The sequence below is a fragment of the Rhodococcus erythropolis R138 genome, from assembly GCF_000696675.2.
Lineage (GTDB): Bacteria > Actinomycetota > Actinomycetes > Mycobacteriales > Mycobacteriaceae > Rhodococcus_F > Rhodococcus_F erythropolis.
The window spans coordinates 1,950,615-1,976,021 of the sequence record NZ_CP007255.1; the positions used below are offsets into that span (position 1 = coordinate 1,950,615).

Annotated in this window: 21 protein-coding genes, 4 tRNA genes and 1 riboswitch; of the genes, 16 read left to right on the top strand and 9 right to left on the bottom strand. The window is 62.1% G+C overall.

Annotated features, from left to right (window positions below; all coding sequences use genetic code 11):
- Positions 1-83: 83 nt before the first annotated feature.
- From H351_RS09200 to H351_RS09210, 3 genes are all read right to left on the bottom strand, one after another.
- Positions 84-156, bottom strand: a tRNA-Lys gene (locus tag H351_RS09200).
- 12 nt (positions 157-168) lie between these two features.
- Positions 169-1,560 (bottom strand): MFS transporter, encoded by a 1,392-nt coding sequence (locus tag H351_RS09205; protein ID WP_029256111.1) that lies wholly within the window; start codon positions 1,558-1,560, stop codon positions 169-171.
- Positions 1,557-2,048: a MarR family winged helix-turn-helix transcriptional regulator gene (locus tag H351_RS09210; protein WP_029256110.1), complete on the bottom strand. Its 492-nt coding sequence runs from the start codon at positions 2,046-2,048 to the stop codon at positions 1,557-1,559. The genes H351_RS09205 and H351_RS09210 overlap by 4 nt, the downstream gene beginning before the upstream one ends.
- Before the next feature lie 405 nt (positions 2,049-2,453).
- Here H351_RS09210 and H351_RS09215 point away from each other — a divergent pair, with 405 nt between their 5' ends.
- The 10 genes from H351_RS09215 (at position 2,454) to H351_RS09260 (ending at position 12,079) form a co-directional block, all read left to right on the top strand.
- The gene (locus H351_RS09215; protein WP_029256109.1) at positions 2,454-3,107 is read left to right on the top strand and encodes a TetR family transcriptional regulator; all 654 of its coding nucleotides are present in this window, start codon (positions 2,454-2,456) and stop codon (positions 3,105-3,107) included.
- A gap of 111 nt (positions 3,108-3,218) precedes the next feature.
- Positions 3,219-3,291 (top strand) — tRNA-Glu (locus tag H351_RS09220).
- A gap of 135 nt (positions 3,292-3,426) precedes the next feature.
- Positions 3,427-3,500 (top strand) — tRNA-Asp (locus tag H351_RS09225).
- Between the two features lie 70 nt (positions 3,501-3,570).
- Positions 3,571-3,647 (top strand) — tRNA-Phe (locus H351_RS09230).
- A 241-nt stretch (positions 3,648-3,888) separates the two neighbouring features.
- Positions 3,889-5,517 carry an ABC transporter substrate-binding protein gene (locus tag H351_RS09235; RefSeq protein WP_029256108.1) on the top strand — a complete coding sequence of 543 codons (1,629 nt, stop codon included), beginning with the start codon at positions 3,889-3,891 and terminating at the stop codon, positions 5,515-5,517.
- A 179-nt stretch (positions 5,518-5,696) separates the two neighbouring features.
- A riboswitch (SAM riboswitch) is annotated at positions 5,697-5,792 on the top strand.
- A 4-nt stretch (positions 5,793-5,796) separates the two neighbouring features.
- A complete protein-coding gene (locus H351_RS09240; protein ID WP_029256107.1) occupies positions 5,797-6,876 on the top strand; it encodes an LLM class flavin-dependent oxidoreductase in 1,080 nt (359 codons plus the stop codon).
- A 29-nt stretch (positions 6,877-6,905) separates the two neighbouring features.
- Positions 6,906-8,300 carry an NtaA/DmoA family FMN-dependent monooxygenase gene (locus H351_RS09245; protein WP_029256106.1) on the top strand — a complete coding sequence of 465 codons (1,395 nt, stop codon included), beginning with the start codon at positions 6,906-6,908 and terminating at the stop codon, positions 8,298-8,300.
- 69 nt (positions 8,301-8,369) lie between these two features.
- Complete coding sequence (locus H351_RS09250; RefSeq protein WP_198538408.1) at positions 8,370-9,731, top strand: MFS transporter; 1,362 nt, start codon at positions 8,370-8,372, stop codon at positions 9,729-9,731.
- A 224-nt stretch (positions 9,732-9,955) separates the two neighbouring features.
- Positions 9,956-11,332 (top strand): putative lipid II flippase FtsW, encoded by a 1,377-nt coding sequence (gene ftsW, locus H351_RS09255; protein ID WP_020908900.1) that lies wholly within the window; start codon positions 9,956-9,958, stop codon positions 11,330-11,332.
- A gap of 114 nt (positions 11,333-11,446) precedes the next feature.
- Positions 11,447-12,079 (top strand): TetR family transcriptional regulator, encoded by a 633-nt coding sequence (locus H351_RS09260; protein ID WP_019745059.1) that lies wholly within the window; start codon positions 11,447-11,449, stop codon positions 12,077-12,079.
- Between the two features lie 3 nt (positions 12,080-12,082).
- On the opposite strand, the gene H351_RS09265 is transcribed toward H351_RS09260, so the two are convergent.
- A complete protein-coding gene (locus H351_RS09265) occupies positions 12,083-12,868 on the bottom strand; it encodes an SDR family NAD(P)-dependent oxidoreductase (RefSeq protein WP_051636496.1) in 786 nt (261 codons plus the stop codon).
- A gap of 104 nt (positions 12,869-12,972) precedes the next feature.
- On the opposite strand from H351_RS09265, the gene H351_RS09270 reads away from it, so the two are divergent.
- Positions 12,973-13,713: a VIT1/CCC1 transporter family protein gene (locus H351_RS09270; protein ID WP_019745057.1), complete on the top strand. Its 741-nt coding sequence runs from the start codon at positions 12,973-12,975 to the stop codon at positions 13,711-13,713.
- Positions 13,714-13,767: 54 nt separating this feature from the next.
- Here the strand turns inward: H351_RS09270 and H351_RS09275 are convergent, their stop codons facing one another.
- The 3 genes from H351_RS09275 to H351_RS09285 all read right to left on the bottom strand — a co-directional run bounded on the left by H351_RS09275 (position 13,768) and on the right by H351_RS09285 (position 17,241).
- Positions 13,768-14,658: a universal stress protein gene (locus H351_RS09275; RefSeq protein WP_019745056.1), complete on the bottom strand. Its 891-nt coding sequence runs from the start codon at positions 14,656-14,658 to the stop codon at positions 13,768-13,770.
- Between the two features lie 48 nt (positions 14,659-14,706).
- Positions 14,707-16,242 (bottom strand): CYTH and CHAD domain-containing protein, encoded by a 1,536-nt coding sequence (locus H351_RS09280; RefSeq protein WP_029256103.1) that lies wholly within the window; start codon positions 16,240-16,242, stop codon positions 14,707-14,709.
- 75 nt (positions 16,243-16,317) lie between these two features.
- Positions 16,318-17,241 (bottom strand): pseudouridine synthase, encoded by a 924-nt coding sequence (locus tag H351_RS09285; protein ID WP_029256102.1) that lies wholly within the window; start codon positions 17,239-17,241, stop codon positions 16,318-16,320.
- Between the two features lie 140 nt (positions 17,242-17,381).
- On the opposite strand from H351_RS09285, the gene H351_RS09290 reads away from it, so the two are divergent.
- From H351_RS09290 to puuE, 4 genes are all read left to right on the top strand, one after another.
- Complete coding sequence (locus H351_RS09290; RefSeq protein ID WP_037119788.1) at positions 17,382-19,409, top strand: CocE/NonD family hydrolase; 2,028 nt, start codon at positions 17,382-17,384, stop codon at positions 19,407-19,409.
- Positions 19,410-19,471: 62 nt separating this feature from the next.
- Positions 19,472-20,716 carry a DUF6986 family protein gene (locus tag H351_RS09295; RefSeq protein ID WP_020970583.1) on the top strand — a complete coding sequence of 415 codons (1,245 nt, stop codon included), beginning with the start codon at positions 19,472-19,474 and terminating at the stop codon, positions 20,714-20,716.
- 3 nt (positions 20,717-20,719) lie between these two features.
- Positions 20,720-21,706: an allantoicase gene (gene alc, locus H351_RS09300; protein ID WP_020970582.1), complete on the top strand. Its 987-nt coding sequence runs from the start codon at positions 20,720-20,722 to the stop codon at positions 21,704-21,706.
- A gap of 16 nt (positions 21,707-21,722) precedes the next feature.
- Positions 21,723-22,652: an allantoinase PuuE gene (puuE, locus tag H351_RS09305; RefSeq protein WP_029256100.1), complete on the top strand. Its 930-nt coding sequence runs from the start codon at positions 21,723-21,725 to the stop codon at positions 22,650-22,652.
- A 7-nt stretch (positions 22,653-22,659) separates the two neighbouring features.
- Here puuE and H351_RS09310 read toward each other — a convergent pair whose 3' ends face one another.
- Together H351_RS09310 and H351_RS09315 are read right to left on the bottom strand one after the other, a co-directional pair.
- Complete coding sequence (locus H351_RS09310) at positions 22,660-23,412, bottom strand: class I SAM-dependent methyltransferase (RefSeq protein WP_029256099.1); 753 nt, start codon at positions 23,410-23,412, stop codon at positions 22,660-22,662.
- Positions 23,413-23,494: 82 nt separating this feature from the next.
- Positions 23,495-24,745: an MCE family protein gene (locus H351_RS09315; RefSeq protein ID WP_420876494.1), complete on the bottom strand. Its 1,251-nt coding sequence runs from the start codon at positions 24,743-24,745 to the stop codon at positions 23,495-23,497.
- Positions 24,746-25,084: 339 nt separating this feature from the next.
- Between H351_RS09315 and H351_RS09320 the strand changes: the two genes are divergently transcribed.
- The gene (locus tag H351_RS09320) at positions 25,085-25,396 is read left to right on the top strand and encodes an ArsR/SmtB family transcription factor (protein ID WP_021345375.1); all 312 of its coding nucleotides are present in this window, start codon (positions 25,085-25,087) and stop codon (positions 25,394-25,396) included.
- The last annotated feature ends 11 nt before the right edge of the window (positions 25,397-25,407 follow it).

The window sequence follows — 25,407 nt, forward strand, 5'->3', positions numbered from 1 at the left end:
CTGATGCATCACGTGGCACGGATTGATGTGGTACGAACGCACAAGACCCGGCGCCTCCGAATGAGGCGCCGGGTCTGTGTTTGTGCCCCCAGTAGGACTCGAACCTACGACCTGCGGATTAAAAGTCCGTAGCTCTACCAACTGAGCTATAGGGGCGCGGCGCAGAGTCTAACGGGACCGCAGAGTCCGTGAAAACACCACCCCCACCAGAAGGGCGATTCCGATGACGGCGATGGTCCCGCCCGTGCGATGCAGACCCGCGTCGTCGATGGTTCCGCGCATGGTCAGCTCGATGACGACGGCCGCAAGGTTGGCGCCGATGTACTGGATTGTTCGGTACAGGCCGATCGCGGTCCCGACGTCGGCGGAGGTGGTCACCGAGTTGATCAGGTTCTGGTTTCCCATGTTGTTGAAGCCGTTGGGGATGCCCAGGATCGCCGCTATCAGCAGGAGTGCCACAAGGGGAGTCGAACTAGATTCGACAAAGGCGATCAGAATCCCGCCGACAGCCAACGCGGCGGTGCCGATCAGGAGGGTGATTCGTGCGCCGAATTTCCCGTACACCCTGGACGCGGACATGGTCGCGAAGATCCCGACCGCAGCGACGGGCAGCATGAAGAGCCCGGCGCTGATCGGTGACATTCCGCGGGCTACCTGTAGCCACTGGGGGAGTCCGAAGAAGATGCAGTAGAACGCTGTGTAAGTCAGCAGGGTCCGGCCGAGAGTCATGCTCAGTGCGCGGTTTCGGGCGATGGCACGGACGTCGATGAACGCCGAGGTCGTTCGACGTTCCCACCAGACGAACAGGAACACGAAGAGGGCCGTCGACGGGACGAGATACCACTTCGCGTGTTCGGCGAGAGACAGGAGGAAGAGCATCGTCGACGTCGTCAGGGCCAGAAACAGCGTGATACCGAGTGGGTCGAGTGACTTGAACAACGCAGTGGCGCCGGCCCGGTCGGGCAGGGCGGAGTCGCTCGGAGCGGCGAAGAAGACCCATATGGCAGTGACGACGACAAGCGGGAGGTTCACCCACATGATCGACTGCCAACCGAGTGTGCCGACCAGCAACCCGCCGAGAGTAGGCCCCAGCGCGACGACCGATTGAGCGCAAATGGTGAGTGTTGCTATAGCTGAACGGGTTTGAGCCCGGTGACGGTCAGCGTATTCGCGGATGACGGTCATCGCATTCGGATACTGTGTCGCCGTGCCGATCCCAAGCAGAATTCGCGCCGCGATAAGCCAACCCAGCGACGGGGCGAGCGAGCCGAGGATCGATCCGGCAGCGATCAGACCCAATCCCGCCAGATAGACGCGTTTGGCGCCGAGGATCGATCCGAGTCGCCCCGCCGCCGGTGCCGTGACTGCAGTCGCGATGTAGAGAGCCGAGATGACCCACACTGTGCCCGAACTGGAACCGAAGTATGTGGCGATCGGGACGATTGCAACCGCAATCATCGACGAGTTCAGTGCCTGAAGAACGGTTCCCGAACCGAGAGCAAGACTCAGTTTCAGGGGAACGGAGGCTTGGGGTGTCGACGTTTCGACGACGGCGGTCACGGGTTCATCAGTGACTCCTCTGATATCGATGTCGATGCTGGGGACGCGCCCTGGCCTAGTCTGCGCAGGATTCGGCCGGCGATCAGAAGCAAGTCACGCTCAGCTTCGGTGCACTCGGCGTCGATGACCTCGGCCAGCCACTGCGTGCGTTTCGTTCGGTCTTCGTGAAGGGTCGACGTGCCTAGTTCGGTCATCGTGACCAAGGCCGCGCGGCCGTCCGATGGATCCGCCCTTCGCGTCACCATGCCCTGTTCCTCGAGCGCGGCCACGGTCTTTGCGATGGATTGCGGTGTGACGCGCTCGAATTTTGCCAGCTCTTTTGCGGTCAACGGACCTTGTCGGTCGAGGTGGCCGAGAGCTTGGATCTGGCTCGGCGTGAGTTTGTGGTCGTGGCGTTTGGTGCGAAGACGCCGGACGAAGGCACCCAGATCGTCCCAAAGTACGTCGATCTCGTCCCGATCCTTGCTGCAACCCTCGCCATCGTTCATTTAGACAGTCTAACTGTGCTATTTCGATGCTGCCAGCACGGTTTCGACAAAAACTGGGGAATAAACAATCGCATTAGTTGTTTAAAACCTTGGGATTGCCGCTCATCCGTCGGCGAAGCAGTTCCGTCTGCGAGGTCGGATTATCGGAATCTCGGACACGAAAAAGCTCGGATGCGCACCCCCTGCGGCGCACCCGAGCGGCCAAAACCATACCACTTGGTGTCTTTTGGGCATAAAGTCGGTTGTTGTCCCCCGAACAGCCGATTGCCTCTAGTACTTTTGGCGGGTATCGCTCTAGTCCTTACGTAGGGTGTGTTGGAGGGGATATTGTGAGGTTTCGGGGGATGACAGGCGCCGATCACGGCGATTCTGCGTACCAACTCTGCGAGAGGCACAACACCGTAAATGGCACGTCAACAAGAGCGTGCGCGGCGTACCCGCGCCGCCCTGGTCGAAGCGGCTGCAGTCGAATTCGCCAAGCGCGGCTATGCAGCTGCGTCGGTGAACACGATCCTCGAGGGCTCCCGCGCCACCAAAGGCGCCATGTATTTCCATTTCCAGTCCAAGGAAGAGTTGGCGCGAGCGGTTCTGACCTCGGCTATCGAAACCTTCACTGGAATCACTGATCGTTGGGCCAAGAGAACAGACCTCGATCCATTCGTCGCTTTGCACGGGCTTGTGCTCGACATTGCCGAGGTCTTCCGTGCCGAGGTAATCGTGCAGGCGGAATTCCGGCTGATCATCGAGCCGGAGTTCTACAAGGATGTGCAATCGGGTGGCGGGCAGGTCTGGGGAAAGACCGCCTACGAGTTGGCATTGCGCGCCAAGGACGACGGTTTGCTCCGCGACGACGTGGACCCGGAGAAATTCACGCGCGTACTGGCAGCGAGCCTTGCCGGCCAGCGGTACATGGCGGACCTGATTGCCTCGAGTGGCGATCTGGGTGTGTGGTTCGAGGAGTCCCTCGAAGTGGTGCTCGAAGCCATGGCTACACCGGAGTGGTTGGAGAAGTTTCATCGCGACGGCTGGCCACAAGTGGAGTTCCCCGACGCGGAATAGTCCACTTTTCGCCCATGACCAGGCGATTTGTGATTTCCGAACGCTGTGCCATAAGCTATCCAAGCTCCCAACGGAACGCCGTTGGGGTACTAGTTCGGAGAGATCCGGCGGGCCCCCTTCGTCTAGCGGCCTAGGACGCCGCCCTTTCAAGGCGGTAGCGCGGGTTCGAATCCCGTAGGGGGTACGTTTTGCGAAAGCGAAACGATGCAGTATGGTTTGACCCGCACGACACGCTTTGAGATGCACAAATGCCAGGCCAGGACAGTGGTTTGGGAGCGGCTCGAAGATGTAGTACGGTTTCACAGCAAGGAAAAAGCAAGGCCCTGTGGCGCAGTTGGTTAGCGCGCCGCCCTGTCACGGCGGAGGTCGCGGGTTCGAGTCCCGTCAGGGTCGCAAAGCTTTGTTCTCAATCAATTGGTTGAGAACAAAGCAATGCGATAGGCATTCGGTTCGGGTGCCGTCCGGCCAGGTAGCTCAGTTGGTACGAGCGTCCGCCTGAAAAGCGGAAGGTCGCCGGTTCGATCCCGGCCCTGGCCACCATAATTCTTATCGACAAGCTCCAATCTCATGTTCTTCGAACATAAGGTTGGAGCTTTTTCGTGTTCGGATGTCAGTCGCCGTCAACCACTCGGCCCGATCATCTCAGTTGTGCGCATCCTTTGTCTCCGTGAATGTTTCCGGTCACCGGGAACGTGCTGGGCGTCACTCCACAGAGGACATCACTATTAGCCGATTGCGGCCGATCCGTGGCTGCGTCTACTGGAAGTGAGGTGGAATCTCCGTGTCGCACTCGAGATCTTGGCGCATCGGGAAAGTCAGCCGGGTCGCCGTCGCATTGCTCGGTACCGGGGTTCTGTTGGTGGGCTGCGCGAGCAACGGTGACGACAGCGGAACCGATACGACGAACACGTCGGGGGACGTCGTGACCGGCATGGTCAACGAGCAACCGGACCCAGGCGACGCGGTCGCCGGCGGGACCATGACGTACGGCGTGCAGGTGCTCGTTCCCTCACTCGACCCGACCAAGACGGCAGCGCGCGGCGGTTCCGGCGGTGAGGCCTTCGCTGCGGTGTACGACGTCCTGATGAGTTACGACACTGCGAGCGGCGAGTTCGAGCCCAAGTTGGCTCAATCGCTCGATACCAGCGACGACGGAAGCACGTGGACGTTGAAACTTCGCGACGGTGTGAAGTTCAGCGACGGCTCTGCGCTCGATGCCAACGCCGTGATCACAAGCATCGATCGGTACAACGCGGGCAAGGGCAATGGCGCCGAGTTGTGGCTGGCTTCGGTGGAATCGGCGCAGGCAAGCGGTCCCACGACGGTCGACTTCAAGCTGAAAACGCCGTGGATGCGCTTTCCGTCGATGCTCGCTCTCGGGCACGGGATGATCGTCGCCCCGAGTTCGCAGCAAGGCGACAAGTTCACCGCAGTGGGTGCCGGACCCTTCACCGAAGATCTCTTCACGCCGAGCGTCGAGCGAATCTTCAAGGCCAACCCGTCCTACTACGGCGGTGCTCCCAAGCTGGACAAACTGCGGATGGTTGCACTCAACGGTCCGCAGGCCAATCTCGAATCATTGAACAGCGGTCAGCTCGATGTTGCCTACATTCGCGGCCTTACTTCGGCGATCAATTCTGCCAAGTCCGCTGGTTACCCCGGCTACATCGACGTGCTCAACGCCGGTAGTGCCGAGATTGTCAACAATCGTGAAGGCCGACCGGGCTCGGATGTTCGCGTTCGCCAGGCTATCGGCTACGCGCTGGACACCACGTTGATCGATCAGCGCGTGGAAAACGGTGAGGGACTGCCTGGCTCGGAGTTGTTCGGTCCGACGTCGCAATGGCACGTAGACACACCGGGTATTGCCTACGACCCCGAAAAGGCCAAGGAGCTTCTGAATCAGGCGAAGGCAGACGGATACGACGGCACTCTCGACTACGTCGTGCTCAGTGAGCCCAAGGACCACGCGATCGGCCTCGCCGTGCAGTCACTGTTGCAGGCCGTCGGGTTCGAGGTGAACTTGATCTTGGCCAACAACGCCGGCGACATCGTGCAGAACGTCTACGTCAAGCACGATTTCGACCTCGCGCACGCGGGCATCGGAATGTACGAGTCGATACTCGATCTCGGATTGTTCTCCACGACCAACAGCACCTCGATGGCGAATACTGCTGGATATGCGAACCCGGCGATGGATCAGCTGATCGCAGATCTACAACAAGCCAAGGATAATTCGTCGACCCTGGCGATCATCGGCAAGATTCAGACGCTGTGGAACGAGACGGTTCCGTCGGCGCCGATCGGCGGGCTCACGTCGTTCTGGGCTTGGCAGAAGAACGTGCACGGTGTGGTTCCGACTGCAACCGGCATCATGCTGTTCGATCAGGCATGGATGGGCGCGAAGTAGCGTTCCAGCGCACACCGAGAGCCCCGTCCGACGCGAGTCGGGCGGGGCTCTTTGGTGTCTACGTCGGCTAGCGTTGCGCAACCCTTTCGATCAGGATGATTGTATTGAAATATGTTGTAGGTCAATATGATTCGTAAAGTGCGATTTGACTTGTTCAGCGTCGCCCGCATAGATTGCATCCACCATCCAGAGTGGCTGAGAGACCTGGCTCGATGATGCCGCAGCAACCCGCTACCTAACCGCAGTGTGGGTGCTACCGCCAGGACCGATGGAGGACACATGACTGTATTTGCCGTGGGTATCGAACTGGACGGCGAGGGCACTCACCCCGCTGCCTGGCGCCGAAGCTCACACCGCCCGGATCAGTTGCTCACGGGTAAGGCCGTGCGCGATCGCGTCGCGGCTGCCGAGAATGCGGGCTTCACCTTCGCGACGTTCGACGATTCCATCCTCCCTCCGAGTGGTGACGTTGTCGGCCGCATCGATGCCGTCTCCAGGGCGTCATGCGTGGCAGCGACGACCAGCACGATCGGACTGGTCCCCGTCGTCGGGACCACGTACGCCGAACCGTTCCACACCTCTTCGCAATTGGCGACATTGGACTACTCCTCGCGTGGGCGTGGCGGTTGGCTTGCTGTTCCGGTCGAAGACGATGCCGCGGCGAGGGCGTGGGGGAGGGCTCCGGTAACGACGGAATCGGCGCGTCAGCAGGAGCAGCGGGATTCGGTTACCGTCGTGACAGATCTATGGGATTCGTGGGAGGACGACGCCGTCGTCCGTGACTATCTCAGTGGGCGTTTCCTCGAGCGTGATCGTCTGCATTACGTCAATTTCGAGGGCGACACCTTCTCGGTGAAGGGGCCGTCAATCGTTCCGCGGCCGCCGCAAGGCCAGTTGGTGGTGTTCGGCCGCTACGGCGCCATCGAACCACACCAGGCCGATGTTGTTCTCGTTTCCGGTGATTCGGTAGAGGCCATTGCACAGTCGGCTGCCAAGGCGCGCGATGAGGGCGCGTCATTGGTGGTCGCCGAGGTCGATGTGGCGTTCGATACGCCGAATCTGTCTGCGGCGCAGCGGTTGATCGAGCTGAACTCGTACGGGAATTCCGTCGTCACTGGCCGACTGCTCCTGGCTGCAGATCCGGGGGAAGCGGCCGTGGTTCTGAAGGAATTGGCCGGACACCTCGACGGTGTTCATTTTCACCCTCTCGTGATCGACGAGGACCTTCCGGTGCTGGCCAAATTCGTGCTTCCGGCGCTGTCCAAGGCCGGGTTGACGCGACGCCCGGTTCCGGGATCGACTCTGAGGGGCAACCTCGGCCTGCAGCGGCCCGCAAATCGATTCGTCCACTCCTCCTGACTTGACTTCGCGCTAAGGACATTTCGGCTATGACTGCATCACGCTCCGCCGTACCTCGACCCGACGCTCACGTTCACTTCGGCGTCTTCTTCCAAGGGGTCAACCACACCACCATCTGGTCCGATTCCTCGAGCGGATCCCAGATCGACTTCGAGACGTTTCGGCGGTTGGTACTCACCGCCGAGCGAGGTCTGTTCGACGCCTTCTTTCTCGGTGAGGGCCTTCGTCTTCGCGAGCAGAACGGCAAGATTCTCGATCTGGATATCGCCGGCCGCCCCGACGCCATTGCGCAGTTGGCCGCCCTCGCCGGTATCACCGACAAGATCGGGCTGGTCGCGACACAGAACACCACGTACAACGAACCGGCCGACCTCGCCCGTCGACTCTCCGGCCTCGATCTACTTTCCGACGGACGGGCCGGCTGGAACGCGGTGACCACCGACAACGCTTGGACGGGAGAGAATTTCCGTCGCGGTGGTTTCCTCGACCACGCCCTGCGTTACGAGCGTGCCGGACAGTTCATCGAAACTGCACGGGCACTGTGGGATTCGTGGGCGGACGACGCGATCTCGGACTCTCGCACGTCCGAGAACTGGTCGACTCCGGGAGCCGTGAGCGACGTACGCCGCCAGACTTCGCAGTTCGACATCTCCGTGACGCCGACGCTTCCTCGCAGCAGACAGGGACATCCAGTCATCTTTCAAGCGGGCGATTCGCCGACTGGACGCGATTTCGCGGCGACGCACGCCGACGTCATCTTCTCGCGACACGGGACGCATTTCGACGGCGCGCTCGACTTCGCCGACGACATTCGGGCTCGGTTGCGTAGCGTCGGGCGACCGGAGGACGACGTCAAGATCCTGCCCAGCACGCAGATCGTGTTGGCGGAGAACGAGTCCGAGGTCGAAGAGAAGGCGCGGTGGGTCCTCGAAGGTCAGTTCACCGGCCAAACCGCACTGTCCCTTGTCGGATTGGTGTGGGGGAAGGACCTTTCCGACCGAGACCCGGACGGTCCACTACCGGAGGAAGATCCGGTTGCGCGCCCGGTGTCCGAGACGCGCGGTTCCGCACGAGACGGCAACGACCCCATTGCGATTGCACGTGAATGGCGGGCTCTCGCCGAGGCAAAGAATCTGTCCCTACGTCAGGTCGCCATCGAGACCTCGCAGCGTTCGGGTTTTGCGGGCACTCCAGGGCAGGTCGCAGATCAGTTGGTCCATTGGGTGCGCAACGGAGCTTCGGACGGCTTCAACATCTCGCCGTACCTGGTGCCGACCGGCCTCGACGAGATCGTGGACTGGTTGATCCCGGAACTGCAGGAGCGTGGGGCGTACCGCACCGAGTACTCCACGTCGACGCTGCGAGAGCACTTGGGGTTGCGACCGCCGCTCACGCGTCGGGCCGCGTCTGAAGCTGCGGGGTAACGGGTCCTGTCCCACACGGTCACAGCGGCGGCCGAATCCACCAAGCTCGATTCGGCCGTCCGCTGGGAGATCATCGTCTGCGTAGCCGCGGGCTTCACCACCCTTCTCGATTCGGCGGTGCTCGGAATCGGGGTTCCGTCGATCCGGGCGTCGCTGGGCGCGTCGACCTCCGAGGTGCAGTGGATCCTTGCGAGCTATTCGCTGACTTTCGGCTTGGCCCTTGTGCCGGCGGGCCGACTCGGTGACGTCGTCGGGCGTCGACGCTTGTTCTTGGCGGGGCTGAGCATTTTCGCTGTGATGGGAATCCTCGGAGCATGTGCGTCGGATCCGTCGATGATCGTGTTGGCTCGTCTTGGGCAGGGGATCGGCGCAGGCACCATCAGTTCGCAGGTGCTCGGCATCATCACCGACCGGGTGTCTGGAAAGGCTCGGGCGAAGGCGTTAGGCGCGTACAGCACCGCGGGTGGTCTGGCCGGCGTTTCCGGACCGATCCTCGGTGGCGTTCTGCTGAAGTATTCCGACGCCGACTTCGGATGGCGGTTGCTTCTCGTTCTCAACGTGCCGTTTGCCGTGATCACTCTGATTTTGGCGTTTCGCTTTCTGCGCCGTGATCGAACTACCCGATCGGGCGCATCGATCGATCCGGTTGGGCTGTGTCTGCTGGCGACTACGACCGGGCTCCTGTTGTGGCCCATCGTGACCCGAACCAGTGTCACTGTGGCTGCGGCTTTCCTGATCGGTGCGTTCGGCGCTGCCGTTGCCTTCTGGTTCTGGGAACGTCGGTACGCCGAGCGCGGCGGGACGCCGGTACTGCTTCCGTCGTTGATCGCCTCACGGGGCTTCCGGTTGGGTACGACGGTTGCACTCTTCTGGTTCGGATCCATCCTCGCCGTCAACGCGGTGCTCAGCCTCTATCTGATCGAAGGTTTGGGCTTCGCCCCGCTGAGTGCGGCGTTGATCATGACCGGTAGCTCACTCGCGATGGCATTGACGTCGGCTCTCGGATGGCGGCTGGTTGCCAGGTTCGGCCGAAGTGCAGTGGTTTGCGCCATAGTCGGCGAGATCCTTGTCATCCTCGGGTACATCGCAGCGGTCAATCTGATTCCGCGGGAACATCTGATCCCGGTGCTGGTGGTCCTGGCGGTGTTGTCGGGAGTTGCCAGCGGTTTGGTCGACGCGCCCAATCGGGTGCTGACTCTCGAATATGCACCGCCGGGCGCGAACGGTGTTGCGGCGGGTTTCCTTCAACTGTCTCAGCGCCTGTCAGCGACCATCTCGCTGGCCGCGGTATCGGGGTTGTATCTCGGTGTACTCGGATCGTCGCCCGACGGATACGGACGTGCGTTCGGGATCGCGCTTGCCGTCTGCGTGGTCATGTTGACGCTCTCGTTGGCGGGGGCGGTGGCAGACCGACGCCGGCGAAGGACGTGACCTGGTATTTCGTGGGTCTCCATGGACCTCGGGAGGCCGAGCCCGTGTGACTCATGGGACTTGTGTTACCCATGGGTTAGGAGTCGTGGGACGATACTTGTGTGGTGACCGGTCGCAGTGAAGACAAGCCCAACGGTCGCGGGAGTGGAGAGCCAGTTAACTCACCCCGTGGATCGTCGGACAAACGTGACCGCACATCGACACCCTTCCGCGCTCGAACGGCGATGTGGACGAATCGGCCACTCTTCGATTTCCATATGATCGTCGGTCTGGTCGTGCTGATCGTGGCGTTCGGGCTGCTGATGGTGCTGTCGTCTTCGGGCGTCGAATCCTATGTTCTGTCCGGGACGTCCTACGCCCGCTTCTGGCCGCAGTGCATGTTCGCAGCGATCGGTTTGGTGATGTTCGTGGCGGTCGTGCGGTTGCCGACCGAAACGATGCGTAGAGCCTCACCATGGCTGCTGATTCTGTGTCTTGTTCTGCTTGTCCTGGTGCTGATTCCAGGTATCGGCTCGGAACAGATGGGTGCTCGCAGCTGGTTTGTGATCGCGGGTATTTCCTTCCAGCCGTCGGAGCTGGCCAAACTTGCTCTGGCGATTTGGTCCGCGGCGACGGTTGCGTCGTTCATGAACGCGCGGATGGATGTCAACCGTGCGCTGCCGGTGATCGGCGGTACGACGCTGCTGGTTCTGGTTCTGGTGGTGTTGGAGAAGGACCTCGGAACCACGATCACCATCGGCATCATCTTCATGTCGGTGCTGTGGTTCGGGTTGTTCCGGATGAAGACGTTCATCAGCCTCACGCTCGGTTCCGCAGTCGCATTTCTCGTGCTCGGGCTTACTGCTGGTTACCGCTCGGATCGCATCAAGGCTTTCCTCAATCCTGATCTCGACCCGCAAGGCTTGAACTTCCAGAGCACGCAGGCCAAGTACGCATTGGCGAACGGCGGCATCTTCGGTCGCGGTCTGGGGCAGTCCGACGCCAAATGGAGTTACCTCCCTCAGGCGCACAACGACTTCATTTTTGCCGTGATCGGTGAAGAGTTGGGTCTGGTCGGTGCGCTGATCGTCGTTGCTCTCTTCGCCGCGGTTCTGATCGTCGGACTGCGAATCGCGAAGCGGTCGACCGATCCGTTCCTCAAGGTCATGACGGCGACGGCAACGACGTTGATCGTCGTGCAGGCGTTCATCAACATCGCCTACGTCGTTGGCCTGATTCCGGTGACCGGTCTGCAACTACCGCTCATCTCGGCGGGCGGAACGTCGATGATCACCACCTTGCTGATGTTCGGGCTCATCGCGCACGCAGCCTTCCGTGAGCCCGAGGCTGTCGCCTCTGCCGAGAGCAGCGGTCGCGGTTGGATTCCGCTGGTCTTCGGCAAGCCTCGGTTCGGCATTGCCAAGAAGCCACAGACTGACCGACGTCGGCCGCCTGCTCGCCGCGCCCAGCCGGCCCCTACTGGTCAACGCCGACCGGAGCGACGGGCGCCGCAACCCGACCGGCGCCGGACTCAAGCGCCGGGCCGACGCGCACCGTCGCGCGACTGGTCGGAAGATCCACGTAGACGCGGCCGATCCGATCGGCCGCGGCGCGCTTCCTGATCTCGGCCAGTCTTACTGGCGGCCAGCTCGGAAGCGGGCAGTCATGCACCCGACGATTGCGTTGGGCGGCTACATTGGGAGTCGGCAAAACGACGTCTAATTAGGGTTGTGGACATGGCAGGTGGCGACAAGGCAGACCAGTCGGTGGTCGAACGTAGCTCGGTGACCGGACGTCGTACGACGCCGTCGCAACGAGCGCGTTTTCGCCGGATTGTCGACGCCGCAATGGAATCCGCCTCCGAAGGCGGCTACGACGCGGTGCAGATGCGATCGGTCGCCGATCGCGCCGGCGTCGCGATCGGCACTGTTTACCGGTATTTCCCGTCCAAGAACCACATGCTTGTCGTCGCATTGTTGTGGATGTTCGAGGGTTTGCGTGACAGATTCCAGGACTTTGTAATCCCGGGTGAGACTCCGTCGGACCGAATTCTGTTTGTGCTGCGCAAGAATACGGAGGTCCTCGAGACCGATCACCTCCGTTACGAAGCGTTGGTTCGGGCGTACATGTTCGCGGACGCGTCGGCGACTCCGGAACTCAACGCGCTCGGTGGGGTCGTGACCGAGATGTTCGCGAAGGCGATCGGCGTCGAGGAAGTCTCGCAACAGCAGATGGATGCGGTGAAGGTCATCGACGACGTCTGGATGTCGAGTCTGGTCTCGTGGGTTGCCGGCCGGATGACGACGGACGAGGTGATGGCGCACCTCGAACTTGCCGTGCGACTGGTCTTTCGCAAGTTGGGTGGATAGCGCTCAGACGGTGTAGCCGCCGTCGACGTTGAGCTTTTGACCGCTGATGAATCCGGCCGCGTCGCTTGCGAGGAAACATACTGCTTCGGCGATGTCGACAGCTGATCCGAAGCGCTTCAACGGAATTCGGCTCATTGTCACGTCGAGTGCGCTCTGGTCGAGTTCGGCGGAGTTGATCAGTCGCTCCGCCATTCCGTCCGTCAACATGCCTGGTCCTACCGCGTTGAACCGAACGCCGTAGCGTCCTTCCTCTGTGGCGAATCCGCGAACAAGTTGTTCGACAGCCCCTTTGGTGCCTGCGGAGAGTCCGTCGCGCACGGGAAAACGATCCGTTGCCGCGGTTGTCACCGCTACCACCGAACCCGAAGATGCCCGCAGCGCAGGCAGGGCGGTGTGGACGAGTGTGAAGAACGCCGCGGCTTCCTGGTTCAGTTGTTCGGTGAAGAACGCCGGCGTCACGCGTGAGAGGTGCGTCATCGGGACGTGCGGTCCCGCAGCGTGGACCAGTGTCGTCAACGCTCCCAGATCACTGACCGCATCGCGGACGGCGGAGCTGATCGACAACTCGTCGGTCAAGTCGAGAGAGTACGAGTGGGCGAGCACGCCATGCGCTCGAATCTGCTCGCTCAGTTGCTCGGCAGCGTCCTTGTTGTTTCGGTAGGTGAAGGCGACGTCGTGCCCGCGTTCGGCGAGAGTAAGCGCGATCGCCGACCCGATTCCACCGGTTCCGCCGCTGACAAAAGCGGTGCGTGCTGCGCTCACAATGCCTCCAGAGGTGTGCCGTTTCATTACCTAGCAAATGCTTGGTTGGGTTCTGTCTGGGAATATATCAGTACGCGAAGGACAGGCTCAGATTGCTATCGCAACCGGACTGATCGTCCTAATCTGTTGCCATGTCCGGAGACAGTGTGCAGTTGACCGACGGGGCGCCCGGTGGGGAATCGGAACCTCACGCACCGAGTTTGAACAATCGCCTGAACTGGCTGCGTGCAGGTGTTCTGGGGGCAAACGACGGAATCGTCTCGACCGCAGGCCTCGTGGTCGGTGTCGCGGCAGCCACAACCGAGCGCTCCGCGATCTTCACGGCCGGTTTCGCTGGTCTGGTTGCCGGTGCTGTGTCCATGGCGTTGGGTGAGTACGTCTCGGTCAGCGCTCAGCGAGACACCGAACGCGCACTCCTGCAGAAGGAGAAGAAGGAACTCCTCGAGACACCGGAGGCGGAACTCCAGGAACTGACCGAGATCTACGAGAACAAGGGATTGAGTCCGGAGACGGCCCGCCGCGTCGCCGAAGAATTGACCGAGCACGATGCTTTTGCGGCACACGTCGAAGTCGAATTGGGTATCGACCCGGATGATCTCACCAATCCTTGGCACGCGGCGATTTCGTCGGCAATCTCGTTCACGATCGGAGCGGCGATCCCGTTGGTCGCAATTCTGTTGCCGCCGACGGGTATCCGCGTCCCCATCGCCTTCTTCGCAGTGCTGATCGCACTTGCACTGACGGGGACGATCAGCGCGACGCTCGGCGGAGCCCGCAAGACCAGAGCGGTGCTACGAGTGGTGATCGGCGGCGCGCTCGCGATGGCTGTGACCTACGGAGTAGGTCAGTTGGTGGGCACGGGCCTCGCCTGACCCCTGCTGTGCGCCTTTATTAACCGCGGGGGGTTAATAAAGGCGCACAGCAATTCAGGCGCGACAGATCATGACCGGCCCTGGCGCGTGGTGCAGCAGATTCTGGCTGGTCGAGCCCATCACGGCGGCGGCCATCGCACTGCGGCCGTGGCTTCCGACAACTATCAACTGCGCGTCGTCGGCGTACTTGAGCATGACGGGGGCGGCGGCGCCGGGTTCACTGATGCGGGTGACCGGCACGTCCGGGTACTGATCGGCCATGCCGGCCAGGTTCTCTGCCAGCAGTGCCGATTCCTCCTGCTCGACGGCCTCCCAGTCGATGAGGATTCCCGCTCCGCCTTCGCGGAAGGTGGACGAACCCTGCCAGGTGTGGACCGCGATAAGCGGCGCGTCGAACTGATCGGCATAACGAAACGCGTACTCGACGGCCTTCTTGCTCAACGCACTTCCGTCGACTCCGACGATGACGGGACGTTGATCCGGACCGGGATTCTCCGCCGAACCACGCCAGACAGTGACCGGACAGGTTGCGTGATTTGCCACCTTCAGTGCGGTCGATCCGAGCAGCCGCGAGCGCAGTGCGCCGGATCCGGTCGACCCCATCACGATCAGGCGTGCGGTACCCGAGGATTCGAGGATGTGCGTCGACGCCGGGCCCGGTGCGATCTCGGATTCGATGGTCAGTTCCGGGAATTCAGCTGAAATCACCGCGGCGGCGGCATCGATGATCGCTTCGCCGTCTTCGCGGATCTGGCTGAGGAACTGCGACTGCAACATCACTGCAGCGGGACTGTAGATCGGGCCCTCCTGCGGCAGGGCATGCGCCAGAATCAGTCGTGAGTTCACCGCGTTCGCGACCGAGGCTGCCCACCGGGCCGCCGCCGTCGAGGCCTCGGATCCGTCGATACCGGCGACGACGTCCTGGTGTCCTGCAAGTGTGTTCATGTCTACTCCTCTGAAATGATCGAGATCGGTCGACTGGTTGCAGCCTGGTCACCAGAGTGACGACGCTGATTTGACGGCTTCCTTCCACGTCTTGCGGAGCAGTGTTGATTGCCCGTCGGCGATTTCCAGTTCTCGTCGGTAGGCCATGCCCAATCCGAAACTGGTGAGCGAGGTGTGCTGCTGCTCCGCAGCAATTTCGAGCAGATGATGTTGGGCTACAACGGAATCCTGATGCTCGCCGAGAACGTCCTGGAAGTGGCTGAAATGCTTCAAGGCACGCTTGGCCCGGCTCTTCGACACCGGTTCCATGACCTCGATCGCGTACTTCATCCGCTTGGCGCCCTTGCGTGCGCGGTGCATTCGCTCGTCACGCTCGGTGCGGGTATCGGCATCGAAGACGTGATCGACTCGCTTACCGACCTTGTGAGCTAGATGGCGCAGGGTATGAGCCAACTCTCGCGCCGACGCCTTCTTTCCTACACGGTGGGCGGCAGTGTCGAATTCGAGGTCGCCGACGTACTCGTCGAGTCGATCGAGCAGTGTGGTGTAGCGCTCGGAATCGAGCGCTTCGAGGGCGGTTTCCTGTGCGGTTTCACCGCGGGCCGAGAAGTACTCGTCGATTCGAGCGCGCACTGCTTCTCGCTCGGGCATCTCGTCGATTTCACCGAGTCGTTCCACAAGACGCTCCCACTGGACCTCGACGTCGCGGGCGTCACCGAACTTTCCACCGATCCACCGAAGATCCGTGATGAGATCGTCGGTCTTGGGGGAGTGACCGGCGTACGACTGTAGAGCGCTGCGGATACGACGTGCTGCGACCCGGAAGTCGTGAACGGCTTCGTCGTCGGCGCGGCGCGTGCCGAGATCCGCGGCGACCAGTGCGCGCAGTTGTTCGATGAGGTAATTACGCAACAGAATTCGCGGATTCGACGCTTTGCCAGTGGTGACCTCGTGGCCGACGTATGGAGTGACCGAAGTGCCCAGTGCTCGTTTGAGTTTGGACGGACTCGCAGAACGCTCGAGCCCCGCGTCCAGTAGAACCGACTCGATTGCATCGGCAAGGGCTTGCCCGCCTGCGCCTTGTTCGACCTCGACTTCCTGCCACGTCGACTCACCGGAACCGTCTGCCTTGCAGGCGATGACGGTGTCGGAGACCACTTCGGCAAGCAGAACACCGTTTTCGCCGTTGAGTCTGGTGCGCTCCCGATCAGTGATGATCAGGGCGACCGGCACCAGATCGTGACCGCGGATGACCGCCCGGATCAGACTCGCCAGCGGCGAGGGCACATCGGTGCTCTCGTCCGGGGGAAGCTGGATTTCGGTTCTAGTGTCCTCGCCTGCGGGAAGTTTCATGTGCCACCCCGCGTCATCGCCGCCCTCACGCTTGCGCAGCGTGATCTTCTCGGCGAGCAACCGGTAGTCGGCGGTGTCGAAGTAGGTGGCAGAGAGCTGTATCGAGTCGTGGACCGGTTCGCCGACGACACCGGGAAGTCCACCCAGCGCGGGAACTTCCTGCTCGGCCGGCGCCTCGTACTTGCGCTCGATCTCCCGTACGGCTTCGGGTACGACGGCGGTCTTGCTCATCTGGTCTCCTCTTGCGGTGCGGTCTGCGCTTCCATCCTCCCGGTATCGGAGGCGCAGTGGAAGGGTCCGGGGTCCCTACGGCGAGTCGCCACGGCCTGATTCGTCCGGCCAGGACAGGGTCCGCCGACTTTCGAACCGTTGCAGCCGGCCGGTCGTGGGATCCTCGAACTCGAGAACCTTCGACAGCAGGCGCAGCGGGTTCGAATAATCCTCTGCGGCAACGTCGTAGAAGTCGGGATAGAAGTTGTCGCCGTGGATCGGGAGCCCGAGCGAGGTCATGTGCAGGCGAAGTTGATGGGTCTTGCCGGTATGGGGAGTCAACCGGTACCGCGCGAAGCCGTCTCGCGTCTCGATCAGTTCGATCCGCGACTCGCTGTTGGGCTCGCCCTCGATCTCCGCGGCCTTGAGCACGCCGCGTTCTTTCACGATGCGACTGCGCACGATCACGGGAGTGCTCACCTGCGCGTCGTAACGCGCGATGGCCTCGTATTCCTTGGTGACGCGGCGGTCGGCGAACATGGTCTGATAGCCGCGCCGGGCCGCCTGATGCACGGTGAACAGCAGCAGTCCTGCCGTGACGCGGTCGAGGCGATGCGCTGGACTCAACTCCGGCAGATCGAGATCCCGACGCAACCGCACCAAGGCCGATTCGGCGATGTATCGCCCGCGGGGCGTGCTCGCGAGAAAGTGCGGCTTGTCCACGACCAGGATGTTTTCGTCCCGGTAGAGGATGTCGATCTCGAACGGCACCCGCGCTTCGACGGGAGCGTCGCGGTACAGGTAGACGAAACGCCGGGGGGCGAAACCGCTCGTCTCGGTGATCGCGACGCCCTTCTCGTCGACGACCTCCCCGGCTGCGACTTTCTCCCGTAGGCGGACGGCGTCCTGGGGAAACCGTTCGAGCAGGTAGTCGAGCGTCGTCGCCCACATGCCGTCGTCTGGCTGACGGATGCGACTCGGGTTCAGGCCGTCGCGGACGGGAAGGGGAGATCGTGACACATCTTCAAAGCTAGCCGTCCGGGCGGCATCGAGACCTATTGACGACATATGGGACGGAAGTTACTATCCGGTAAGTTCGTGACGCCGGTCACTGTCGTGGGGGCAGGGCTGGGTCATCACAACAGAAAATTGGGGTTTTCGTGAGGACACGACTTCTACGTCGAAGGTCGACAACGATTGCGGTGGGGCTGTGCGTCGTGGGATTGACGGTGCCGAGCGCCGTCGCTTCCGCGGATCCGACGGGAGGGTCGGACGGACAGACCTGGCTCGCGGCCACGGAGACTGCGCCGCAGTATCCGGGCGTCTCCGTCGAGTGGGACGTACCCATCACGATGAGTGACGGCACGGTTCTGCAGGCAAATGTGTACCGACCGGCGGATGCGTCCGGGCGCGCTGTGGAATCGAAGGCGCCTTCGGTTCTCAACATAACTCCTTACACGAAACTGCTGGACACGTTGGTGGATTCAGCTCTGTCGATCCCGCAGGTGGGTGAGACGTTGATGGACGTGGCGAACTCGCTCGACCTCGCGGCGCCGTTCGACGGAGTCTCGGAGTTGACGGGCGTCATTGCCGGCGGAGGCGCCAGGGTTCTCGGCGTCAACCGTGATCTGGTCCAGAACGGATACACGCAGGTAGTGGTCGACGCACGTGGAACCGGCTTCTCCCAAGGTAATTGGGACGTGCTCGGCAAGCGCGAGCAACAGGATTCGGTCGAAGTCATCGATTGGATGAGCAAGCAGGGGTGGTCCGACGGCAAAGTGGGGATGGCCGGAATCTCGTACTCCGCGATCAACTCCGTACAGGCCGCGAGTAACAATCCGCCTGCGTTGAAGGCAATCTTCCCGGTCGAACCAGGCAACGATCTGCTACGCGACATCGTCGGAACCGGTGGAGGACTCGGAGTCGGGTTCATGCCGTTGTGGCTGACCGCGGTCAACGGGCTCAAACTCATTCCGAACGTTCAGGACATCCTGCAAGGCAACTTCGATCCACTGTGGTTGGCGAGCCGCCTCGAGGATCCCGGCACCCTGATTCCTGAACTGGTACAAGCGATGACGGCCCAGAGAATCGAGGACGTGTCACCGTCGACTCTGCAAGTCGCACAGGACGGTCAGTTCTATCAGGACCGATCCGCTGACGTCGGCAACATCACTGTTCCGACGATGGTCTACGGCGGTTGGCACGACATCTTCGCCAACAGCGAGCCGCGGATCTACAACGGAATCGATCTGCCGGCCGGGCAGAAGCAGTTGATCATGGGCAACGGCTATCACGTCACTCCCGGTGGAGGATTCGGCAAGGACGGTGCGCCGCCTCGCCTCGACGTACTCGAACGCGCGTGGTTCGACAAGTGGCTCAAGGGCATCGACAACGGAATCGAGCGATACGGTCCGGTGACGATGTTCCAGCAAGGTGGCGGATGGATCACGGATGATCAGTTCCCGCGAGCGGGCGCGACGTACGAACGTATGTATCTGAACTCCGCGCCCAGCGGAACTGCCGCACACGCGGCCTACGACGGTTCACTGACCAGTGACCAGCCCAGTGCCGCAGCGCGATTGACAGTCGCACCCGGACTGCGAGGCTTCTGCTCCGGTGACGGAACTCAGGGCACTGCCGGGATCTCCGTGGTGCTCGGTGCGTCGTGTTCCAAGGATTCCCGATTCCAGGAAGCGGAGGGTCTGACGTTCACCGGTGAGGCAGTCACGGAGCCGACCTCACTCTCGGGCCCGATCAACGTCCACCTCGAGACAGTCCTGGACGCGACGGACGGATTCTGGGCAGCGACGGTCAACGACGTAGCGCCGGACGGAACATCGACACCGATCACGAACGGCGCGCTGACTGCGTCGCTCCGGGCGGTCGACGATTCCAAGAGCACTCGCTCGGCCAACGGTGACTACAGTGAACCGCACCACTATCTGACGATCGACACGCGTCAGCCGGTGGTTCCCGGTGAGGTCACCGCCGTCGACATCAACATGCTCCCGACGGACGCAGTGCTACAACCCGGTCACCGGCTCCGCGTCGACGTCTACGCTGCCAGCGTGCCGCGATACCTGGCGCTCGGGCCGATGCTTGCCGACGGCCAACTGAAGCCGCAGCACATCGAATTGGCTGCGGATCGGCCGAGCTTCGTCAACGTTCCGTTCGTCGGGGGTCGCTGACCCGGACTGGATCGGCGGCGTGAGAACCTGCGGGCTCGCGGACGTTCTGCGAAGATCGTCCGATGACAGAATCCCGACTCTCCGCCGCCGTCCACGATCGTCTGGACGGACTTCTGGATCCGGTGGACGAGCGGCTCGCGGCCCAGTTCCCGGGAAACCGTGACGAGATCCAGCCCGTGCACACGATTTACGTCAGTGCCGCGGATGCAACCGTCGACACCCCTCGTCTCTGGGGTGAGCAGGCGATCGCGCTTCTCGATTCCCATGCGCATGTGTTCGCCGATCTCGACACGGAGAATGCGCTCGCAGATGTGCGAGTTCAACTCGGCCGCAAGCCGGTCCAAGACTTTCGGATCGATTTCGAGGACGGGTACGGACGCCGCAGCGACGAAGAAGAAGACGCAGCAGCGACGTCGGCCGGGCGGACACTTGCAGCGTTGAGCGCTGATCCTGCCGGGCCGAACTGGGGCGGCATCAGGTTCAAAGGGCTGCCGGCCGGTGAGCGTCGACGCTCGATCAGGACGCTCGAGCTTGTGCTCGACGCGGCCGGCGGAGTGCCGGACGGATTTGTCTTCACCGTTCCCAAACTGCGCGCGGTGGAGCAGGTCACGGCGACGGTGGTGCTCTGCGAAGAACTGGAGAAGGCGCACGGACTCGAGACCGGTTCGCTTCGGTTCGAGCTGCAGATCGAGAGCCCGCAGGCGGTCATCGCTGCCGACGGAACTGTGGCAGTTGCTCAGGCCATCCATCGCGGTGCCGGCCGTCTGACCGGTTTGCATTACGGCACTTACGATTACAGTGCGGCTTGCGGAATTGCATCGCGTCATCAGTCGCTCGAACATCCGGTGGCAGACCACGCAAAGGCTCTCATGTTGGCTGCTGCCGCGCAGACCGGCGTCTGGGTGTGCGACGGGTCAACTCAGGTCGCGCCCGTCGGGAGCGCCACGGCGATCCGCGACGCGATCACTCGGCACCATCGTCTCGTCACGCGGTCCCTGGAACGCGGTTACTACCAGGGGTGGGACATGCACCCCGGGCATCTGGTCACCCGCTGGCTCGCCACGTTCGGCTTCTACCGCAACGCGCTCGGCGCCGCTGCCCCGCGCATCCAGTCGTACCTGGGGCGCCAAGGTGGCGACGTGATGGACGAACCTGCAACTGCCCAGGCGCTGGCAGCGGTGGTACTGCGTGGGCTCGACGCGGGGGCTTATCCAGAATCCGAAGTTCTCCGGCTCGCCCCGAGCGCGGACACCAACGCACTCCACCACCTCGTAGGACGCACCACACCGATCACAGGAGAACACTGACCGATGAGCACCACCGAATTCACCTTGCTGCCCGACCTGGCACTGCGCACCCTCGGCGGAGCCGTCATCTGGGCGAACGACGAGGCATTCGCCGAGCGCGAGGCCCTGATCCGACCAGGTAAAGCCGGATACCAGCCGGCGACGTTCGGACACAAGGGGCAGGTGTACGACGGTTGGGAGACGCGTCGTCGCCGTGTGGCAGGTCATGACGAGGCGATCGTGCGCCTCGGTGTTCCTGGAGTGGTGCGGGGCGTCGTGGTCGACACCGCGTGGTTCAAGGGCAATTACCCGCCCGAGATCTCGGTGGAAGCAATCTCCGTCGACGGGTATCCGGATCCCGTCGACCTGGCCGGATCCGGCGAGTGGACAACCATCGTCGAACGCTCGACCGTGCACGGTGACTCGGAGAATCCGTTCTCGGTGGTTTCGGAGGATCGATGGACGCACGTCAAGCTGACCATTTATCCGGACGGCGGCGTTGCGAGATTCCGTGTTCACGGTGAAGCGCGGCCAGACCCGCGTTTCCTCGATGCCGGGCCGTTGGACCTCGCAGCACTCGAAAACGGTGGCCGCGTGACCGATTGCTCCAACATGTTCTACAGCTCACCGCAGAACATTCTGTTCCCCGGCCGCGCTGCTTCGATGGGGGACGGGTGGGAGACCGCCAGGCGCCGCGACGACGGAAACGACTGGGTGCAAGTACAACTCGCGGGTGAAGGCGTGTTGAGTTTCGTCGAGATCGACACCTCGTACTTCCTCGGAAACAGTCCAGGTGAGGGCGCTCTGACCGGCCGAACTCCGGAAGGGGAGTGGATCGAACTGTTGCCGCGTACGACGCTGCGTCCGGACACGCGCCATCGCTTTCCGATCGATTCCGAAGTTCCGGTCACCGATGTCCGTCTGGACATCTTCCCGGACGGTGGCCTGGCGCGGCTGAGAGTATTCGGCGTACTCACCGACGCTGCTCGCGCTGTGATCTCCGGGCGCTGACGGTAAAGTTGTTGCCATGAGCGACTATCCGCGCGACGACTATCCCCGGGACATGGTGGGGTACGGCCCTCATCCGCCGCATCCGCACTGGCCCGGCGACGCGCGGATAGCGGTTCAGTTCGTACTCAACTACGAAGAGGGAGCCGAGAACAACGTCCTCGACGGGGACGCGGCTTCGGAGACTTTTCTGTCGGAAATGACTCCGGCGGAGGCATTTCCGAATCGACACATGAGCATGGAATCGCTGTACGAGTACGGCTCCCGGGCCGGGTTGTGGCGTGTCCTGCGGACCTTCGAGCGGCGAAACCTGCCTCTCACGGTCTTTGCGGTGGCGCGGGCAATGCAGCGTAACCCGGAAGCAGTCAGTGCTTTTCAGGAGTTGGGTCACGAGATCGCGTGTCACGGATTACGTTGGAAGTCTTACCAATCCGTGGACATCGAGCGTGAACGCGCCGACATGGCCGAGGCAGTCCAGATTCTGCAAGATCTGACGGGTTCGGCGCCTCTCGGTTGGTATACCGGACGCGATTCACCGAACACCCGCGAATTGGTGGTCGAGCACGGCGGCTTCGTCTACGACTCCGATTCGTACGCCGACGATCTGCCGTACTGGGTAGACGTTCCGCGTGGCACAGAGTCGGTGAAGCATCTCGTCGTTCCGTACACGCTCGATACCAACGACATGCGTTTCGCCTCTCCAGCAGGATTTCCCAGCGGCGATCAGTTCTTTGCGCACCTACGTGACGCCTTCGACGTGCTGTATGCGGAGGGAACGGCCGGATCACCGAAGATGCTCTCCGTCGGGTTGCACTGCCGCATAGTCGGCCGCCCTGCCCGAGTTGCCGCCCTCGAGCGTTTCCTGGACCATGTGCAGTCACACGAAAAGGTCTGGATCTCGCGGCGAATCGACATCGCCGAGCACTGGAAGACCATTCACCCCGCGTAATGCGGGGCTATTTGCGCGCCTCGATCAGAAATCGACTCGAGTACGCGACAAAAGATCCGTCGCGACGGATCTGCTGATCGAGTTCCCGGAGCCGGTCCAGATACTGCGCGACGGTGAATCCCGGAACCATCCAGATCACCTTGCGTAAGAAGTAGACAACGGCGCCGATATCGAAGAATTCCATGCGCAGACGCTCGAAACGAAGGTCGACGACGGTGAGCCCGGCCGAAATCGCGTCGGCGCTTTCGTCCTCGTAGTGCCGTCCGCGACGAGCCTGCGGCTGAGGACCGAGGAAGAACTCGACGAGTTCGAACACGCTGGCGTGACCGACATGTTGAGCGAAGTACGTTCCTCCCGGTTCGAGTACCCGAGCGATCTCGGCCCACCACACCGTCGCAGGGTGTCGACTGGTCACCAGATCGAAAGCCGAATCGGCAAACGGTAGCGGTGGCTCGTCCGGATCCGCGACCACCACCACACCTCGGGGACGCAGAAGCGCGGTGGCCTTGGTTACGTTCGGTGGCCAGGATTCGGTTGCCGCCATCACCGGCGGGAGTGTCGGTGCAGCGGCGAGGACTTCGCCGCCGCCGGTCTGGATGTCCAGCGCAGCGCCGGCACCACCGAGACGTTCACCCATCAACCTCTGATACCCCCACGACGGACGCTGCTCCGTGGCGCGCCCGTCGAGCCACGAGAAGTCCCACCCGTCGACGGAGGCGGATTCGGCTTCGGCGACAAGTTCCTCGAAACTTCGTGACATGCTCTGTGACTCGCCTTCAGGCGTTCCTTGCGACATCACATCATCATCGTCGCGGAGCGTCGACGGTGCCAGTTGTTTACGGCTACTTCGGGGTCGCACCGAGCATCGGTGCGAGTTGAGTGGCAATCGGGTTCAGGTTCAGCTTGTCCGGGTCCACCTTGGGCTTGCTGTCCCACGGTTGCGAGGTGTTCGGGTCGGCGAACGCGATGCGGTTGGCGCTCCGAACTCCCGTTTCGCTGCCCTGAGGTGCCTGGCAGTTGGCGGCAGTGTTCAACGGGAAGTTCTGCGTCGTGTCGTCGAAGTTCGGGTCTTTGCGCTTCATCTCGTCGAGGATCGCCATGGTCCCTTCGTAACCGACGGTGCACGAGAGCGGGTTGTTGGTCTCGAGTACCAAGCCCAGATGTACCGTGCCGTCTCCCGGTGCAACGGTGGGCGCCGCCCCGGCGAGGGCAGGCAGGAAGAGCAGGAAGGGCTGCAGCGAGGGCAGTGTCGGGGCGGCTGCCGCTGCAACGGCGGAGAGGTTGGAGAGGTTGGTCGTGAGCGCGGGGCCGGCTTCGGTGACGAGAGAGCCGACTTGTTCGCTGGCCGGTATGCCGTTGTCGATCACGCGTCGGATGTCGGGGTCGCTGGTGCGCAATTGCGCAGTCAGTGCGTCGAGGTCGGTGCTGAACTGCTTGATCGCCGACGATTGATCGGACTGGGTCGTGAGTACCGTCTGGCTGTCGCGGATCAGTCCGAGGGTCTGGGGAAGGGTGTCGAGGCCCGACTGGGAAATCCCCGACAGCGAGTCGGCAAGTACCTGCAGATCTTCGCCCTTGCCGTTGAATGCCGCGCCGAGTTCCTTCGCGACGGTGTGGAGTGCGTCGACCGGAACGGAGTGCACCAGACCGTTGGCGCTGGTCAAGACGTTCTCGATGGGGATCGGCGTGGTGGTCTCGCCCACGGCGATCACCGAGCCGTCTTCGAGGAACGGGCCCTGGTCGGTATCGGGCTGAAGGTCGACGTACTGCTCACCGATGGCTGAGCGATTGGCAACCACGGCTCGCGCGGATGCCGGAATCTGTGGAGCACTGCTGTCGATCAACAGGTCGACTTCGATTCCGTCGGACGTGAGCGACATGTCGCCGACGCGTCCGACGGGTACACCGCGATAGGTCACTTCGGCGTTGGTGAAGATGCCACCGGACGTCGCCAGTTCGGTTTTGACCGTGTATTGGCCGAATCCCAGAAGATTGTCCAGCCGTACGTATTTCGCTCCGACATAGATCGAACCCAGGAGTGCAACCACGACGAGGGCGACCAGCTGCCACTTGGCGAGCTTCGACATCACCATGTGGGGACGGCCCTGAACTGATGCGGTGTGTTCATGGTTCGACTCCCGAATGACTAGCCGGGTACGGCTGGTGTTGAGCGAATTGTGTTCACCCGCGAGCATTCTCGGGCGAACCGGAAACTTCCGGCAATTCGTTGTTGGCGATAACTATAAACAAGTCGTCACAGATAGAAAGTCGGCGCTGAGATTTCCGCAGGTCGTCGAAACGTAAGTGGCACAGCTCACTTCAAATGCGTCGATGTGACGTACGTAGCTTTGCGTCCGAATCGGGCTTGACTTCGCCAAACATATCCATAAAAGTAGATGCGTTCCGGTTGGCGAGGAGAAGGGGTGCGGTCCATGGATGCTTTGGCGATCTTCAAGGCGCTGTCCAACCCGACTCGTCTGCAGATCTTGGAGTGGCTCGCGCATCCGGCGAAGTATTTCGACGAGGACTCGTACACGCAACAGGATCTCGGGTTTCACATCGGAGTCTGTGTCGGTGACATTCAGGGGCGATCGGGACTTGCCCAGTCGGTGATCTCGGGGTACCTGCAGGGCATGAAAGATGTGGGTCTGCTCGAGTCCGAGCGCATCGGGAAGTGGACGTACTACCGACGAAACGAAACCGTGATCGGCGAGTTCAGGGAATTCGTTCGCGAAAAGCTGTAGCGGTCGGATTG